Genomic DNA, 15030 nt, shown 5'->3' on the forward strand with positions numbered 1-15030 from the left:
TTTTTTAAAGGTTACATAGAATACAGGCATAGCAGAAATTATCTAGTGTTGTTGCTCCACCTTGTTTTACGCTAATTGTATAGTCAGCATGACTTTTTATTTAATTTACTTCTGTGATGCTGATAGATACTTATAATACAGGAATTAAAAATTTAACTATGGAACAACAACCGATACAAGTAATTGGAGGTGGACTAGCTGGGACAGAAGCAGCGTGGCAAATAGCCCAAGCTGGAGTGCCGGTAATTCTCCATGAAATGCGTCCAAAACGCTTCAGCCCTGCTCATCATACAGAACATTTAGCAGAACTAGTGTGTAGTAATTCCTTTGGGGCAATGGCAAGCGATCGCGCAGCTGGATTATTGCACGAAGAGTTACGCCAACTGGGTTCTATTGTCATCTCGAAAGCTGATGAACACGCCGTACCTGCGGGTGGGGCGTTAGCGGTAGACAGGGGACAATTTGGCCAAGACTTGACTCAAACTTTAGCCAGCCATCCTTTAATTGAATTTCGCCGGGGTGAAGTGTCTGCGATTCCTGAAGGAATTGTGGTTTTGGCAACTGGGCCTTTAACGAGTCCCGACTTAGCCGAAGATTTGCAGCGCTTTACCGGGATGGAATACCTGAGCTTTTTCGATGCCGCTAGTCCGATTATTGTGGGAGAATCGATTAACCGTGACGTTGCTTTTATGGCATCACGTTATGACAAAGGTGAAGCTGCTTATCTCAACTGCCCAATGAATAAAGAGCAGTACTTGCGGTTTCGAGAAGAACTTTGTAAAGCAGAACAAACAGAACTTAAAGGTTTTGAACGGGAAACGGCAAAATTTTTTGAAGCTTGTTTACCCATTGAAGAACTAGCACAGCGTGGGGAAGATACCATGCGCTACGGCCCCCTAAAGCCAGTGGGATTGTCAGATACTCGCACCGGGGAACGTCCTTATGCTGTGGTGCAGTTACGACAAGAAGATAAAGCCGGTCAACTGTGGAATATGGTAGGATTCCAAACTAATCTGCGTTGGGGTGAGCAAAAGCGAATATTTCAGTTAATCCCAAGTTTGGAAAAGGCAGAGTTTGTGCGCTTGGGAGTGATGCACCGCAACACTTTTATTAATGCTCCTGGGCTAATGCATCCGACTTTGCAATTTAAAGAGCGTCCAACATTGCTAGCTGCTGGACAGTTGATAGGTACTGAAGGCTACACTGCGGCGGCTGCGGGTGGCTGCTTGGCGGGAATTAATGCAGCGCGGCTAGCTTTGGGTAAAGAAGCTTTGGTTTTACCCCCAACAACAATGATGGGTGCGTTATTTGAATTTATTAGTTCCGCTTCGCCGAAGCATTTCCAACCAATGCCGCCCAACTTTGGGATTTTTCCCGAACTGGGTGCGAAAATCAAAAGTAAGCAGGAACGTTATGGACGTTACCGCGATCGCTCTTTAACTGATTTAGCAAACTGGAAAGTTAATCATAATTAATGGGCATTGGGCATGGGGCACTTGTACTGAGCGAAGTCGAAGTATTGGGCATGGGTTATTAATTCTTCTCCCTTATCTTCCCCTGCCTCCCCTACCTCTTGTTTAACATCTGATTTTAAATTTATTTTTTTAATAAAACTTCAAATAGGTTTATTATCCTTTAAAATCTTTTGCAGAGATTCTAGGTAAGATATATGGCTGATATTGTTGATATTGCAGTTACGGCTGAGTCCTTTAAAACACTGGTGGCAGCTGTACAAGCTGCTGGTTTAGTAGAAACATTAAAAAGTCCTGGCCCGTTCACTGTCTTTGCACCAAATGACGATGCTTTTGCCAAGTTACCACCGGGAACTATCCAAACTTTGTTACAGAATATTCCCCAGTTAACGCGGATATTAAAGTATCATGTCGTTCCAGGAAAGCTTCTAAAGGCTGATTTGGCAAAACTTGGTACGGTTAATTCTGTGGAAGGTTCACCGATTAAAATTAGTTCTTCTGATGGTTTTGAAGTTAAAAATGCCACAGTTTTAGCAGCAGATATCGAAGCAGATAATGGTGTGGTACACGTTATCGATACGGTGATTTTACCGGGTTAATTTAGCTAGGGTGGGTATTTTCCACCCTACTGATCCAAAATCTTTATAATTAACTAACTATTGGGAGTATCAAAAGGTAACTCAATAGTTTAATTTATGTTATATTTGCAATGTGATTACTCACTCATATATTAATGTTGATTTAGTTATTTTAAAATACAATAAATTAAATTCTTAAAAAGCTAACACCTATCCCAACAAATTAATGCTCGATTTAAACACCTTAGCTGAGTTCTCTCGTGGCAACTGCGTTAGTATTTGTGCATTTCTCGTCCCAGCAAACTTACTTGTCACAATTTTAACGATGAGCCTAGTAGCTTTACGTCGTCCATCGTATCAAGTGTGGCAATCTGCTGGAATTGCTAGCTTTTTCGCTTCTGTAATGATACTGCATGTATATACTTGGTTCCACATTGGCGTGGTGATGGCTCCTACTTACATCTTGATGTGGCTAGCAATCACCTGTTTAGTGACTAATTCGGCAGCAATTCTTTTTCAAAGACGCTACAGCAATAACCCTAGTCTTTCCAACAACGCCTAAAATCTACACATAGTAGCGATCGCACTATTTCTTCAACTCACTAGTGCATAGATGCTTCTTCGGTTTGTTGTTAGACATAACTCTTTAGAATTCTTTCATAGCACCCAAGAGGGCAATTTTGCCCTTTTTGGGTGTGTCTGCCAATAATTACAACCTTGCGATCGCTAGCGTATTGATAAACCGCTTGCCAATCTGATTCTACAAAGTCTCGCAGTATAAGACGTTGGGTTTCTAGTCGTATCATCTGGAAAATTCTGCACGTAACTGATTGACTACCCGATCTAGTCCCACAGAATGGGCAGCTTTGAATAATAAACGATCGCCTGTTTGCACAAATGTCTTTAACCTAGCCACCAAATCAGCATGAGTTGCAAAGCACTCCGATGGGATACCTTCGGCACTAATAGCGATCGCTTCGGCATCTTGTCCATCTACCAAAACCAATAAGCCATCTAAATTCAACTTTTTCACTGTTTCTCCCACTCGTTGGTGCAACTGCTGTGATCGCTCTCCCAATTCTTTCATTGCACCCAACACAGCAATCTTCCGCTTTCCGGGTGTCTCTGCCAATAACTCCAAGGCTGCAATCATAGCTTCTGGTGCAGCATTATAAGTTTCATCTAAGATTACCACATCGTTGGCTAAGGTAAATCGCTGCGATCGCCCTGTGGGCATATCCACCATTACACCTGCTTTAAGGGTTGCCCAATCGATCCCCAACACCTTTGCCACCGCTAAAGCTGCTAAGAAATTTGTTGCATTGTGACGACCAGGTAAAGGTAGAGGTAGTTGGATTCCAGCAACTTCTACAGTGTCGTTATCAATTAATTGCCCTTGGATATCTCCACCAGAAAAGCCATAAGTTAAAACTTCTCCGTGCCAAAATTTTGCTGCTGTGGTCATTAATAAAGGATTGTCGTGGTTGAGAATTGCCACGCTATCAGCAGACATTTCGGCTAATAACTCACATTTCGCCTCAGCGATCGCTTCTTCCGAACCTAGTAATTCAATATGTGCTGTCCCCACATTGGTAATCACTCCAATTGTTGGACGTGCTATTTGTGTCAGTTCGGCAATTTGTCCCCTACCCCGCATTGCCATTTCAATTACGGCGTAGTCATTTTCTGGGCCAAGTTCTAGGAGAGTTTTCGGGACACCGATTTCGTTATTGTAATTTCCAAAAGTTTTATGAACTATTCCTTTTGTTCCTAAAACTGCCGCAATTAGTTCTTTAGTTGTAGTTTTACCTACTGAACCTGTGACACCAATTACAGGGATGTTAAAGCGATCGCGCCACCATCTGGCAACTTTCTGATATGCTTTGAGGGTGTCTTTTACTTGTAATACAGGAAGCCCTGGATTTTCGTACTCAAAATCTACAATTGCAGCTAAAGCACCCTTTGCGATCGCAGTTTGCACAAATTCATGTCCATCAAACTTATCGCCTCTTAAAGCTAGAAATACTTCACCCGGCTTCAGGGTACGGCTATCTGTTTGTATACCGTAACTTACTTGTTTTAAAACATTTTCAGATAAGTTTACAGAACTGGCCAAAAGAATTTCAACCAGTTGGTTTAGGGTTGCAGTACAATGCATAAGTAATTTACAATTTTATTGTTTAAAATTATAAAATCGAATTATGCCATAATACTGCATTGAACCACAAGATTTGCGATTCTTGAAAAAGAGTTCTCTTGGCTATTGCCGATGAATTGCAACTATGTTCGTCTATAAGTAAATACGCTTCAGTTCAGGCTAAAACTCTTTATCAAAGGCAATTTTTTTAATGTAGACGCTGCATAGACTTACCACAGGCTACGGCGCAGCCTCACAAAGAAACGGTATTACTTAGTTCACTCTCATTTAAAAATAAAGGCGTACCTATATAAGTACGCCTCTATAGCCGATTCATTTGTTGCCAAGATGTTTGAAAAATAGTCTACTCAGTCCATTTTAGTTAAAAGAGTTTGAGGGTTGATTAGGGTCTAGATTAGTAGGAAATAAGAAAATTTCCTTGCCTTCTGAGTTTGCCTTCTGGTGAAGCAAAATTGCTTTTCCCAAAGAACAATATTTAATTGGAACCCATCTGTCGCTATAAAAGTAGACAGTTACTCGGCTCATTGCATACTCTTTCAACGGCAGTGGAAGAGACCAGGAGGAGTCCCCAGTTTGAACCTTACCTGTTGAGTCCATGCTTTGAACCTCAATTATTAAGTATATATACTTTCACTCATCAGAATGATTTAAAGTAACTGTCATAAGTAATAAGAAAGTGCCTTTAAACTGAATCTTTAGGTAAAAATTAGAAATAACCTAAAGACATGGCAGAAGCCAGTCTAAACTTCTCATTTTTAAAGGCTCACGGAGTTTAAAGACCAACGAGTAAGTAGAGCGGCGTGAATAATTCAAGGTTTGTAGTAAGCGGCTCCAGCCATCATTTGAGGACTAAAATCCTCAATACAAACTAATCTCAAGCTTTTTTTACATTACTTGATTTAGTTTCATTTATTCTTACCGACTTACTTATCTGAGGTGGATGAACGGAGTTCAAAGACTCGTTCACGAGTATCAAAGACTCAGGGCTATTTCATTCTCATCTAGCCCAATACGGTTCAGTTAAGGAAATTTATCTGTTAAGGCAGGCAGGAGAAGCAGGGGACGCAGGGGAGGCAGGGGGAGAGAATAAAAGCTTAACTGAACTGTATTGTCATCTAGCCCGTCTCAGAATTTATTCTGAGGCTAATAGCACTCATTCGTCTAAAGACGACTAATAAAGGCTTTTAGTCCACTTGAGTGGACTTGGGCTAAAAGCCTGTGAACTTTAGTTATGAGCGGTTTATGTCTAGAACGAAATAGCCCTAATCAAAGACTCATCAGCAAAATTTTGATCCAATTTGGATTTACTCATGAGTCACAATTCACTACTCAACAGCTTTTTTAAATTTTGCGTAGCGGTACTAGTGTTGATGCACTCGCTCCAGCAACCATAATGAAGCGATAGTACCCACAAAGTGAGCAGCAATCCCGTTGATGTTTGCTACAGCCACAAAAACATCCAGCGCTCGAATAATTCTGTAGGGATCGGTGATTGCCACTCCTGGAGGTTGGGATATAGATTTTGCCACTAGCACTAACACAGTTGATCCAGCACCCAAGAGAGTTAATAATATTCCCACCAAACCTGCAATTATTCCCAATCGGATGATTTTAGTTGTATCTGCCTTACTCAGATGCAACGCCGGATTAGGATTTTCTAGACTTCTGCCTATGCGAGTGTAACGAAAATCCCAATACACAGAGAACAACAACACTACAATACCGCACGCAGCCCAAAACACAGCTACCCCAAGACCGGCATTCGGTTGTTCCACAAAGCCACGACCAGTAGCGGCAAATAACAAAGCTAAACCAGAAACCACTGCAAGTCCCAATTGTATCCAGAAAGAAATCCAGCCTGTAAGCCGTATAGTGTTACCAATTCCTCGAGTTTCTGGTGCTGGCGAACGCGTTTCTGATTTAGTTTGCATATAAATTACTTTAATTGCCTTATCCCTTTATTACTAAGAATATTTCCACGCTTCACCCTATACCCCCACCCCCAGACATAATTTACTAGAGAGTGGGGAATGCTGAAGGAGGTGGGGGGAGCAATGCGATTTTGTGAGGTGGGCAAGCAGGGGAGGCAGGGGAGGAAAAATAAATTAAGTGTATTTTGAAGTATTTATAGTAGCGCATGTTACTAAATTCTCTCTTTACTCTCCCTGCTCCCCCTGCTCCCCCTGCTTCAAAAAGCGATGATCTCACATTTTCGCGTTGCTCCCGAGGTGGGGGAAGGAAAAGAATAAAAAATTATCTCTTTCTCCTCTGCTCCCTGCCCCCCTGCCTCTTTCCCAATGCCTATAATTTAAAATCCTGCCGAACGATGTGAAGGTTTCAAACTCAGGGATGATGAGTAATTAGCAACTAAATTGACAAAATCACACTATAAAGAGTGATATTAAGCGATAGATAGCGCTTGTAAAGGAATAATGGCCATGATTAAATCTTGGATGGTGATTGGGGGTGTCGCTTTCTTAGTTGCTTTAGCAGCTAACGTAATTACACCTAGCGATCGCCAATGGTTCAAGCGCTTACAACGACCGAGATGGCTAACTTTTGAGGGTGCGATTCCTATTATCTGGACTGTAATATTTATTTGCGGTGCTTGGTCAGCTTATATTGTCTGGGAAAAAGATCCAGGAAGCACCTCAACCTGGTTAATCATGGGTTTATACTTGCTTTTAGAAATTGTAACCATTGCCTATACACCTGTAATGTTTAAGCTTCGCAGCCTGAAGGTCGGTACAATTCTTGGTGGCACAGGTTTTATCATTAATGCTTTATTGATACTTGCAGTTTTAGGTTTTTCTGGTTGGGCAGCACTATTACTAGTTCCTTATTTGCTGTGGAGTCCCATTGGTACTTATACCACTTGGCAGATGATCCGTCTCAATCCTCAAGATGCCTAAGATTCGCACCAGGGAATGATTAAACATATAGCCTAAATTGTCAAACTTGCAGTGTATGACTTGACAAAATACACAAAACTTGAGTGCATTATGATTCCATCTTGGATAATAATTGGGGCTGTAACTTTCTTCGTCGCCCTTGGTAGTTTCTTCATCACACCGCGTGATGTTAAATGGTTTGCAAATTTAAGTCGCCCGCGTTGGCTAGTTTTTGAGCCGTTGATTCCGATCATCTGGACTGTAATTTTTATTTGCGGTGCAGCTTCAGCTTATGTTGTCTGGGAAAAAAATCCCGGAAGCCCAATTACTTGGCTACTAATGGCTTTGTACCTCTTGGTGGAAATTATCACCGTTGCCTATATACCTACAATGTTGAGGTTTCGCAGCTTGAAAATTGGGGAAGTTCTTGGGCTAATCGGTTTGATTTCAGGCGTTGTCCTCGCAATCTGCGTTTTGCCGATTTCTCTAATGGCGGCGCTGTTACTCCTTCCGTATCTAATTTGGACTCCTATTGGTACTTACACTACCGACGAGTTAAAAGAGTTGAATCCTCTAGATGCATAACGCACCTATACAAGTCGCCCATAACGTGCTGTGACAGGCTTGGCTGGATTGGATTGATTATTCAGCCAAGCCCACATTTGATCGCCAATAGAAAAATGCCACCATTCTCTAGGATTGCGTTGAAAACCAGCTTTTAACATTACATCTTGCAATAGCTGACGGTGAGCATGATACTTTTGGGCTTCTGGGCGATCGCTATTGGCATAATAATCAGGATGCGATCGCTCTGACATTTCATCAATCGGCGAACCCATATTTGCTATTTGCCCTGCATCATCTACTAGCGTCACATCTACCGCCGCACCTGTACTGTGAGGAGGAGGAGTTTTTTCATCCAAACTTGGTACAGCCCAAATTTCATAAACCGCTTCCCAAATCTTTTGGCGTTGGTTTGGGGATAATTCCACATCAGTTAATCCCCTATCCTGCACTGCTTGAGCGAAGCTGTAATCTACCATAAACTGCTGGACTGCTACTGGGCGATAAGCGTCAAAAATTTGTATACACCAGTTTGGATGCAGCAGTTCAAGATAATTTTGTGCTTGGAGCAATTTTTCAATGACGCTTTGACGGAGATAATAAGGGGAGCGATCGCCATAAGGCGCACCTAATTTTTCATAAGGATGAGGAGATTCCACCGCAAACAATTCTAAAGGAATCGCTATTATCGGTTCACCACACTCGAAAATCGGGATTTGATGATAAGGTCTCATGTAAATAATTTGTAATTCGTAATTCGTAATTCGTAATTATTACCTCATGCTGTACATTAGGCAATTGCCAAATCATAATGTAAAACTAAGATTTCATCTGCTCTCAAAGTCGCTATTGCATATTCGCAGCCCTGGGTATCAGCAAACTCGACTAAATAATGATATTCTTCTTGCTCATACACTTCTACAATTGTTCCAACTTGCCCACTAGGTAAGCTTGCGATAGAAGTATAATCTTCTTCTATTAGTTGTAATCTCTCAATTGGAATAGGCTTTAGTGTAGCAATACTATCCAAAAGTTTAACTTTTTTCATTTAACTTCAAAAATGCAATAATCAAACATGGATAGGGTTTATTAGCGGTAGTTTCCCAGATTGTCCGCAGCCTGATTCTATCTGTATTAGGTACTATCCAATCTACCTTAAACTGTTGGTCAAATTTCCGGTTTTTTTATTACGAATTACGAATTACGAATTACGAATTATTTTAATGCTCAATCAAAATCAAATACCCTTATTAGATGCCTTAAAAGCCAATGCAGCAAGATTCCATGCACCTTTTTACACCCCAGGACATAAACAAGGTGAGGGAATTTCTCAACCCTTAGCTGACTTATTTGGTAAAGCTGTCTTTCGCGCTGATTTAACCGAATTAGCAGATTTAGATAATCTTTTTGCGCCCCAAGGCGTTATTCAAGAAGCACAACAACTAGCATCTGAGGCATTTGGCGCATTACAAACATGGTTCCTTGTCAATGGTTCTACTTGTGGCATTGAAGCAGCAATTCTCGCTACCTGTGGCACAGGCGATAAAATCATTCTGCCTCGCAATGTTCATTCATCTGCGATCGCTGGTTTAATTCTCTCTGGTGCAATACCAATTTTTCTCAATCCTGAATACGATCCAGTTTTAGATATTGCCCACAGCATCACGCCTAATGCTGTACAATCTGCACTGCAACAGCATCCCGACGCTAAAGCAGTGTTGACAGTTTACCCAACATATTACGGCGTTTGCGGAAATTTGAGTGCGATCGCCAACATCACACATCAATATAATCTTCCTCTACTTGTAGATGAGGCACACGGCGCCCACTTTGCCTTTCATCCAGAATTACCCACTCCAGCTTTAGCGGCAGGTGCTGATTTAACTGTACAATCCATCCACAAAGTACTTGGTGCAATGACACAAGCATCAATGCTGCACATCCAAGGTAATCGGATAGATGGCGATCGCATCAGTAAAGCTTTGCAACTCTTACAATCTACCAGCCCTAGTTATTTACTTTTAGCTTCTTTAGATGCGGCGCGTCAGCAAATGGCACTCCACGGAAAAATGCTGATGTCTCGCACTTTACAACTTGCTGATGAAGCTAGAACAAAAATCAATCAAATTCCTGGATTATCAGTTTTAAGCTCGCCTTTAAAAGGGGGGTTGGGGGGATCTCCGGGTTTTGTAGCTTTAGACAAAACACGACTAACTGTCACTGTTTCTAATTTAGGCTTAACCGGATTTGAAGCAGATGAAATTCTAGATGAAAAATTTGCTGTCACTGCCGAATTCGCTTCATTGCAACATCTCACATTTATCATTAGTTTGGGCAACACCCTAGCCGATATTGAGCAACTGCTACAAAGTTTTACCACTCTTGCCAAAGAATATCGCCGAACCAACTTGAATGTTAAAAGCCATCTTTGGCAAGAGCTTTTCACTACACAGTGTCATGCTTTATGTTATTCTCCCCGTGAAGCCTTTTTTGCTGTCAGTGAGATACTACCTTTAATACAGACCAATCAACGCATCTGTGCCGAAATCGTCTGTCCCTATCCCCCAGGAATTCCTGTATTAATGCCAGGAGAAGTCATCACCAAACCCGTCCTTGACTATCTGCAACAAATCCAGGCAATGGGAGGATTGATCAGTGGTTGTGCTGATAGGAGTTTACAAACCTTAAAGGTAGTAAACTAATAACTTATATGGTAAATTTAAGCATAATAGCTTAAACATATTTCTCACAATGATTGCTCATTTTTCAAATTTAGTAAATAATACTTTATTAAGAATAAATTTAAATCAATGAAGAGAAATTTTTGGTTAGTAGCAGTTCTACTTTCTCTGGTAACAACCTATAATAGAGCCGCTTTTGCTCAAAGTCCACCTAATCTTATTGCACCAAGTAGTAACGCTCAACAAATAGAAAAAACTAATAATATCAAGAAATTGTTTGAGTTAACTGGTGTGAAAAATCTTTCTCGACAGATCCTCAATCAATTATTAAATAATGTTAAGTCCGATTACCCTCAAGTCCCTCAAAATTTTTGGGATAAGTTTGCTACTGAATTCAACTCAGATGATCTTGTAGATGAGATTATTCCTATTTATAATAAATATTTTACTAATGAAGAAATAAAACAACTTATTACATTTTATCAGACACCTTTAGGACAAAAAACAATTACCGTTATTCCCCAAATTTCTCAGGAATCTTATGATGTTGGAAGAAAATATGGAATAGCAGCAGCCCAAAGAGCATTAAAAAAATTGGAAGAAGAAGGATATATTCGCCCTAGTAAATAAAGCAGTGTATGATTTTAATTGAAATTTAGGAATGGGTAATTTTTAGGTTCTACTCAATCACTAAACTGATGCGCGAAAAGAATTGTACATTTTTGCATTCAGACCGTCCTAAGTCAATTGGTCAGCTGTCCTTTGAAATACAAAGCTCCCTCTGTGCCTATTGTGACTTGCTTGATAAAGCAACTTTAAACTCAGATCAACTTTGCTCTTCACCTTCTACAATAAAGATAGACTTTATTGAGATTTGTATAGTTGGGGAAAAGCTGTCATGGCTCCCGCCGTTTTCATTCAAAATTTGCAAAAGCGCTACGGCACAGTGGTCGCCGTCCAAGATGTTTCCTTTCAGGTAGAATCAGGAGAAATCTTTGGTTTACTAGGCCCCAACGGTGCTGGGAAAACTACAACCTTGCGTGCCTTATGTACACTTACCACACCGGATGCTGGTAAAATCGAAGTATCTGGCATCTCTGTGTTAGATAATCCGAGAGTGGCAAGACAACGATTAGGCTACGTAGCTCAAGAAGTCGCTATAGATAAGGTGCTGACTGGAAGAGAACTGCTGCAACTGCAAGCCGCACTTTATCACCTCCCAGGCGCAGTAGCCAAACAGCGCATTGAGACTGTATTAGATTTACTCGGTTTGCAAGAATACGCCAATAAAAAGACAGGAACCTATTCCGGCGGTTTACGTAAGCGCCTAGACTTGGCTGCTGGGTTACTCCATTCACCGGATGTTTTAGTCTTAGATGAGCCAACAGTAGGGCTTGACATAGAAACCCGGTTCGTGGTATGGGATTTCCTGAGAAAATTACGTGCCTCTGGGACGACAGTAGTAATTACCAGCCATTACTTAGAAGAGGTTGACGCTTTAGCGGATCGCGTGGCAATTATAGATCGCGGCGTTGTAATTGCGGCTGGCACACCTTCACAATTGAAAGATCAAGTAGGGGGCGATCGCATCACTTTGCGAATCCGCGAGTTTTCCCCCACTGAGGAAGCAGAAATTGCCAAAAACCTCTTGCAACCTTTGCCGTTTGTGCAAGAAGTGATCATCAACAGCGCTCAAGGTAATTCCCTCAACTTAGTAGTGACACCTCAGAACGATGCTCTGATTAACATACAGCAAGCGCTGAATACCGCTAACTTGCCCATATTTGGCATAGCCCAATCTCGCCCCAGCCTCGATGATGTTTACCTCGCCGCTACAGGACGCACACTGATGGATGCAGAACTAGCAGCCGTTGCCACTCGCGATCCTAAAGCTGAGAAAAAGCAGAATATGAGATAAAGCAGGGGAAGCAGAGGAGGCAGGGGAGGCAGGGGAGGCAGGGGAAGAAGAACGAACTATTAACCAATCCCCAGCCTCCAATCTAAAATTCAAAATCCAAAATCCAAAATCCAAAATTGCTATGAGTGTTACTCCTAAATCTGATATCAATTGGCAGCCGTTAGCATCGCCACAAGCAGATGTTAATCCTGCACCTAACTTTTTCGGTGAATTGGTACAAGAGACGTTGGCTTTAACTCGTCGCTTGTTTATTCAGTTACAACGGCGTCCCTCCACATTGGTTGCCGGAATTATTCAGCCGATGATGTGGTTGGTGCTATTTGGTGCTTTATTTCAAAATGCACCCAAGGGATTGTTCGGAAGTACAACAAATTACGGGCAATTTTTGGCTGCTGGAGTGATTGTGTTTACAGCCTTTGCTGGGGCGTTGAATGCTGGTTTGCCCGTAATGTTTGACCGCGAGTTCGGCTTTTTGAATCGTTTGCTGGTAGCACCCTTAGCATCACGCTTTTCCATTGTCTTTGCTTCAGCAATCTTTATCATCAGCCAAAGTTTGCTGCAAGCAGCCGTGATTGTTGCAGCAGCAGCGTTTATTGGGGCTGGACTACCAGATGCAACGGGTTTATTTGCGATCGCTCTAATTGTCTTTCTCTTAGCTTTAGGCGTAACAGCAATCTCCCTTGGTTTAGCTTTCGCTCTACCCGGACACATCGAATTGATTGCAGTGATTTTTGTCACTAACCTACCATTATTGTTTGCTAGTACTGCTTTGGCTCCTCTATCCTTCATGCCTGGGTGGTTGCAGGTTGTAGCTACCCTAAATCCCCTCAGCTATGCGATCGAACCTATTCGCTATCTATATCTCCATAGTAGTTGGGAACTAAGTAGCGTAGTCATGCAAGCTCCTTGGGGTGATGTTACCTTCGGGGGAGCATTGCTGGTATTGTTTAGCTTTGCCGTTGTTGCCTTACTGAGTATCCAACCCCAACTGCGACGAACTCTTGCTTAAAGAGATAAAATAGAGCAATTTTAGGGTCAAAATCCCATGAAAAAATCATTTTTACAAATTCCTAGACTCTTTGTAGCTACCCTGGCAGGAATTAGTTTTGCTTCCTTGCTGATGGCTCAACCAAGTTCGGCTCAAGTCAGCAGCCCAGCCGATGCTTTTCCCAGTAATAGTACAACTGACCAAAATACCGATCCCTTCTCCCGTTCAAACTCAGACAACTTCAACATGTTTGACCTGATTCATCGGGCAAATTTCGGGACTCTCAACTGGAATTCTAACCAACAGAACGAACAACTAGACTCAGCCGCAGCAGCTTTTAAAGCAAGACAACAAAAACTAATTCAGGGTCAACAACAGCAAGCAACCCCCAGTTTGCCATCGTTTACACTACCATCAGCTACACCGCCATCAGTTACACCACAATCAGGTAACTGAATTCAAATAAAGAACCCCAAGCTTGTAGTGCTTTGTCAAGCAGGGCTTGGGGCTGAAACTATTAAAAAATCCTTAGTTATCAGGTAAAAAACTACAGCCCAAGTGCAGCTAAAACATCGCTAGCATGGGTGGTGGTATTTACACTAGTGTCAACATGGGTAATTTTGCCGTTGGGGTCAATTACGTAGGTGACGCGCTTGGCATAACCACCGCCATCCACATCGAAAGCTTTGATGAGGGATTTGTCGGTGTCAGCCAGTAGAGGAAAATTCAAATCATATTTTTGGGTGAATGCCTGATGAGAGACTTCATCATCTGCACTGACTCCCAATATGACAATATCTTTACCTTGATATTGAGCCTGGGCATCCCGAAAACTACAGGCTTGTTTGGTGCAGCCTGGCGTGTCATCTTTGGGGTAAAAATACAAAACAACTGTCTTTCCCCTCAAATCAGATAGCGAGACTGTGTTGCCGTTTGTATCTTTGGCGGTAAATGCAGGTGCATCCGTACCAACTGCTAGAGGCATAATAAACCTTTCCTGTTTCAGATTGTTGATGCACTTGAAATTTTACATTAATTTATAATCATTAAATATAATTACTAAAAAATAGCATAACTATACTTTAGGTAAGCAGTTTTTGCTTAAATAAGGTAGTTGCTACAAGGAAAAATATATTCTTATATTAATTTTTATCAGAAGAAAAATTACTACCTATACACAATGCCTGCTGTTGATTCCCAAAACCCAAATATTTTTGTCTATCCTCAAAGCACAGTAGACAGAGCCGAGCGATCGCTAGTGTGTTCGCCCTTCAATTTATCTTTATTTGAAGTCATGGGACAAAGAAGTGTGTCATTAGCTGCGATCGCCTTAGAAAATGGTCTCAAGCAGGGCTATACTAAACGCCCTTTATCAGAATTAGCCTGTGACAACGCCTTGGGCTGGCTGATTCAAGTGGGTGTATTACGGCGAGAAGTCGATGGTCAGGGGATTACAGATAGTTTTCGCCTCACTCCCTTGGGTCGTCAGTTGGTAGAACAATATCAGGGAAAAAATTGGCGGACACCTTCATGGCGCGATCGTTTATCCGATATTGTGATTCGTTGGTTACGGATACCTTTTTAGAATAAAAAACTAAAAAGTTAGGATTAGGGAATCAAAGGGAACAATATATACGGAAACGTCACATCTATTCATGAAGTCTTTACCATAATCATCTAATAATTAAAATTTGTGATGCTTGTGGTGAGCATGGGGCATTGGGCATTGGGGAGCCAGTGCGTTGGGCGGCTCTGCCGACTTGAAGCAACTGGCGTCATT

17 protein-coding genes and 1 pseudogene are annotated in these 15030 nt (G+C 41.7%); 11 read left to right on the forward strand and 7 right to left on the reverse strand.

Translation table 11 applies throughout. The annotated features are described in order from the left end of the window. Nucleotides 1–4: 4 nt before the first annotated feature. Nucleotides 5–100, reverse strand: a complete 96-nt coding sequence (locus RMY00_RS11870) for an HNH endonuclease (protein ID WP_322647853.1) — start codon at nucleotides 98–100, stop codon at nucleotides 5–7. Between the two features lie 58 nt (nucleotides 101–158). Between RMY00_RS11870 and trmFO the strand changes: the two genes are divergently transcribed. From trmFO to RMY00_RS11885, 3 genes are all read left to right on the forward strand, one after another. Then, nucleotides 159–1475 (forward strand): FADH(2)-oxidizing methylenetetrahydrofolate--tRNA-(uracil(54)-C(5))-methyltransferase TrmFO, encoded by a 1317-nt coding sequence (gene trmFO, locus RMY00_RS11875; protein ID WP_322647731.1) that lies wholly within the window; start codon nucleotides 159–161, stop codon nucleotides 1473–1475. 194 nt (nucleotides 1476–1669) lie between these two features. Then, entirely contained in the window at nucleotides 1670–2071 is a 402-nt protein-coding gene (locus RMY00_RS11880; RefSeq protein ID WP_322647732.1) for a fasciclin domain-containing protein, read from the forward strand. Between the two features lie 205 nt (nucleotides 2072–2276). Then, entirely contained in the window at nucleotides 2277–2612 is a 336-nt protein-coding gene (locus RMY00_RS11885; RefSeq protein ID WP_322647733.1) for a hypothetical protein, read from the forward strand. Between the two features lie 148 nt (nucleotides 2613–2760). Here the strand turns inward: RMY00_RS11885 and RMY00_RS11890 are convergent. The 3 genes and pseudogenes from RMY00_RS11890 to RMY00_RS11900 all read right to left on the reverse strand — a co-directional run. Beyond that, nucleotides 2761–2856: pseudogene (locus tag RMY00_RS11890) on the reverse strand (N-acetyltransferase); the annotation flags it as partial. Further along, complete coding sequence (locus RMY00_RS11895) at nucleotides 2853–4208, reverse strand: UDP-N-acetylmuramoyl-tripeptide--D-alanyl-D-alanine ligase (protein WP_322647734.1); 1356 nt, start codon at nucleotides 4206–4208, stop codon at nucleotides 2853–2855. The pseudogene RMY00_RS11890 and the gene RMY00_RS11895, both read right to left, overlap by 4 nt. A 1361-nt stretch (nucleotides 4209–5569) precedes the next feature. After that, the gene (locus RMY00_RS11900; RefSeq protein WP_322647735.1) at nucleotides 5570–6139 is read right to left on the reverse strand and encodes a DUF3611 family protein; all 570 of its coding nucleotides are present in this window, start codon (nucleotides 6137–6139) and stop codon (nucleotides 5570–5572) included. A gap of 507 nt (nucleotides 6140–6646) precedes the next feature. Here RMY00_RS11900 and RMY00_RS11905 point away from each other — a divergent pair. Together RMY00_RS11905 and RMY00_RS11910 are read left to right on the forward strand one after the other, a co-directional pair. Next, complete coding sequence (locus RMY00_RS11905) at nucleotides 6647–7120, forward strand: TspO/MBR family protein (protein WP_322647736.1); 474 nt, start codon at nucleotides 6647–6649, stop codon at nucleotides 7118–7120. Between the two features lie 90 nt (nucleotides 7121–7210). Further along, nucleotides 7211–7684 (forward strand): TspO/MBR family protein, encoded by a 474-nt coding sequence (locus RMY00_RS11910; RefSeq protein WP_322647737.1) that lies wholly within the window; start codon nucleotides 7211–7213, stop codon nucleotides 7682–7684. Nucleotides 7685–7689: 5 nt separating this feature from the next. Here the strand turns inward: RMY00_RS11910 and RMY00_RS11915 are convergent, their stop codons facing one another. Both RMY00_RS11915 and RMY00_RS11920 read right to left on the reverse strand, forming a co-directional pair. Continuing rightward, nucleotides 7690–8397 carry a M15 family metallopeptidase gene (locus RMY00_RS11915; RefSeq protein WP_322647738.1) on the reverse strand — a complete coding sequence of 236 codons (708 nt, stop codon included), beginning with the start codon at nucleotides 8395–8397 and terminating at the stop codon, nucleotides 7690–7692. Between the two features lie 56 nt (nucleotides 8398–8453). Then, nucleotides 8454–8711, reverse strand: a complete 258-nt coding sequence (locus RMY00_RS11920; RefSeq protein WP_322647739.1) for a DUF4926 domain-containing protein — start codon at nucleotides 8709–8711, stop codon at nucleotides 8454–8456. Between the two features lie 175 nt (nucleotides 8712–8886). Here RMY00_RS11920 and RMY00_RS11925 point away from each other — a divergent pair, with 175 nt between their 5' ends. The 5 genes from RMY00_RS11925 (at nucleotide 8887) to RMY00_RS11945 (ending at nucleotide 13706) form a co-directional block, all read left to right on the forward strand. Beyond that, nucleotides 8887–10365 (forward strand): aminotransferase class I/II-fold pyridoxal phosphate-dependent enzyme, encoded by a 1479-nt coding sequence (locus tag RMY00_RS11925; protein ID WP_322647740.1) that lies wholly within the window; start codon nucleotides 8887–8889, stop codon nucleotides 10363–10365. Between the two features lie 108 nt (nucleotides 10366–10473). Beyond that, nucleotides 10474–10974, forward strand: a complete 501-nt coding sequence (locus RMY00_RS11930; RefSeq protein WP_322647741.1) for a DUF2059 domain-containing protein — start codon at nucleotides 10474–10476, stop codon at nucleotides 10972–10974. 268 nt (nucleotides 10975–11242) lie between these two features. Beyond that, a complete protein-coding gene (locus RMY00_RS11935; RefSeq protein ID WP_322647742.1) occupies nucleotides 11243–12262 on the forward strand; it encodes an ABC transporter ATP-binding protein in 1020 nt (339 codons plus the stop codon). A gap of 121 nt (nucleotides 12263–12383) precedes the next feature. Then, nucleotides 12384–13271 carry an ABC transporter permease gene (locus RMY00_RS11940; RefSeq protein WP_322647743.1) on the forward strand — a complete coding sequence of 296 codons (888 nt, stop codon included), beginning with the start codon at nucleotides 12384–12386 and terminating at the stop codon, nucleotides 13269–13271. A 36-nt stretch (nucleotides 13272–13307) separates the two neighbouring features. Then, entirely contained in the window at nucleotides 13308–13706 is a 399-nt protein-coding gene (locus RMY00_RS11945; RefSeq protein WP_322647744.1) for a hypothetical protein, read from the forward strand. A gap of 91 nt (nucleotides 13707–13797) precedes the next feature. On the opposite strand, the gene RMY00_RS11950 is transcribed toward RMY00_RS11945, so the two are convergent. Further along, entirely contained in the window at nucleotides 13798–14235 is a 438-nt protein-coding gene (locus tag RMY00_RS11950) for a peroxiredoxin (RefSeq protein ID WP_229454613.1), read from the reverse strand. Between the two features lie 195 nt (nucleotides 14236–14430). Here RMY00_RS11950 and RMY00_RS11955 point away from each other — a divergent pair, with 195 nt between their 5' ends. Further along, nucleotides 14431–14835 (forward strand): Npun_F0494 family protein, encoded by a 405-nt coding sequence (locus RMY00_RS11955; protein ID WP_322647745.1) that lies wholly within the window; start codon nucleotides 14431–14433, stop codon nucleotides 14833–14835. The last annotated feature ends 195 nt before the right edge of the window (nucleotides 14836–15030 follow it).

The organism is Nostoc sp. ChiVER01 (genome assembly GCF_034531155.1).
GTDB lineage: Bacteria > Cyanobacteriota > Cyanobacteriia > Cyanobacteriales > Nostocaceae > Nostoc.

What these genes read in the sequence shown, in the direction of transcription:
- trmFO (WP_322647731.1), top strand. Translation starts at nt 159, where the DNA reads ATGGAACAACAACCGATACAAGTAATTGGAGGTGGACTAGCTGGGACA.
- RMY00_RS11880 (WP_322647732.1), top strand. Translation starts at nt 1,670, where the DNA reads ATGGCTGATATTGTTGATATTGCAGTTACGGCTGAGTCCTTTAAAACA.
- RMY00_RS11885 (WP_322647733.1), top strand. Translation starts at nt 2,277, where the DNA reads ATGCTCGATTTAAACACCTTAGCTGAGTTCTCTCGTGGCAACTGCGTT.
- RMY00_RS11895 (WP_322647734.1), bottom strand. Translation starts at nt 4,208, where the DNA reads ATGCATTGTACTGCAACCCTAAACCAACTGGTTGAAATTCTTTTGGCC.
- RMY00_RS11900 (WP_322647735.1), bottom strand. Translation starts at nt 6,139, where the DNA reads ATGCAAACTAAATCAGAAACGCGTTCGCCAGCACCAGAAACTCGAGGA.
- RMY00_RS11905 (WP_322647736.1), top strand. Translation starts at nt 6,647, where the DNA reads ATGATTAAATCTTGGATGGTGATTGGGGGTGTCGCTTTCTTAGTTGCT.
- RMY00_RS11910 (WP_322647737.1), top strand. Translation starts at nt 7,211, where the DNA reads ATGATTCCATCTTGGATAATAATTGGGGCTGTAACTTTCTTCGTCGCC.
- RMY00_RS11915 (WP_322647738.1), bottom strand. Translation starts at nt 8,397, where the DNA reads ATGAGACCTTATCATCAAATCCCGATTTTCGAGTGTGGTGAACCGATA.
- RMY00_RS11920 (WP_322647739.1), bottom strand. Translation starts at nt 8,711, where the DNA reads ATGAAAAAAGTTAAACTTTTGGATAGTATTGCTACACTAAAGCCTATT.
- RMY00_RS11925 (WP_322647740.1), top strand. Translation starts at nt 8,887, where the DNA reads ATGCTCAATCAAAATCAAATACCCTTATTAGATGCCTTAAAAGCCAAT.
- RMY00_RS11930 (WP_322647741.1), top strand. Translation starts at nt 10,474, where the DNA reads ATGAAGAGAAATTTTTGGTTAGTAGCAGTTCTACTTTCTCTGGTAACA.
- RMY00_RS11935 (WP_322647742.1), top strand. Translation starts at nt 11,243, where the DNA reads ATGGCTCCCGCCGTTTTCATTCAAAATTTGCAAAAGCGCTACGGCACA.
- RMY00_RS11940 (WP_322647743.1), top strand. Translation starts at nt 12,384, where the DNA reads ATGAGTGTTACTCCTAAATCTGATATCAATTGGCAGCCGTTAGCATCG.
- RMY00_RS11945 (WP_322647744.1), top strand. Translation starts at nt 13,308, where the DNA reads ATGAAAAAATCATTTTTACAAATTCCTAGACTCTTTGTAGCTACCCTG.
- RMY00_RS11950 (WP_229454613.1), bottom strand. Translation starts at nt 14,235, where the DNA reads ATGCCTCTAGCAGTTGGTACGGATGCACCTGCATTTACCGCCAAAGAT.
- RMY00_RS11955 (WP_322647745.1), top strand. Translation starts at nt 14,431, where the DNA reads ATGCCTGCTGTTGATTCCCAAAACCCAAATATTTTTGTCTATCCTCAA.